This window comes from Streptomyces sparsogenes subsp. cuspidosporus (assembly GCF_039532705.1).
Taxonomy (GTDB): domain Bacteria; phylum Actinomycetota; class Actinomycetes; order Streptomycetales; family Streptomycetaceae; genus Streptomyces; species Streptomyces sparsogenes.
This window is the reverse complement of the sequence record NZ_BAAASD010000182.1, coordinates 1-505: the sequence shown is the minus strand read 5'-3', so window position 1 is coordinate 505 and position 505 is coordinate 1. Positions and strand designations below refer to the sequence as shown.

Annotated in this window: 1 protein-coding gene; it reads left to right on the top strand. The window is 65.0% G+C overall.

Annotated features, from left to right (window positions below):
* Positions 1 to 224: 224 nt before the first annotated feature.
* Positions 225 to 505: nuclear transport factor 2 family protein (locus ABFY07_RS42970; RefSeq protein ID WP_346179646.1), on the top strand; the 281-nt coding region annotated here is incomplete at its 3' end.

The following is a 505-nucleotide window of genomic DNA, read 5'->3' as shown; positions in this document are numbered from 1 at the left end:
GATGTACGTCCTACGGACCGCTGTTCGTCGGACCGACATCTACAACGACGAGGCCCGGTACGCCGAGACCCGGCTGTACGACCTTCCGCTCCGGTCCGCTCGCCCACCGCGAGCAGGTCCCCGAGCGGTGACGAAGATCCCGATGGTTCCGGCGACGCGGATCCCACCGCGCCGCCGGGCCCGTGACAGGGTGTAGCGGAGGTCCGTGTGGAGAGGACTGTGGAATGACGGTAGGTACCGACGAGATCGTCGCTGTTGTCGAGCGATTCCATCGCGACATGGGGAAGCTGAGCCCGGACGAGGCGACGAGCCTGTTCACCGAGGACGGCTACATCCAGATGATGATGAAGGAGCCGTACGCCGGGCGGGCGGAGATCCACCGGATGTTCACCCTGTGGACCTCCCACTATACCGATGTAGTGACCACGCCGCAGACTGTGACGGCGTCGGGGAACCGGGTCGCGGTCGAATGGCTCGACACCTCCGACCACAACGACATGCACTA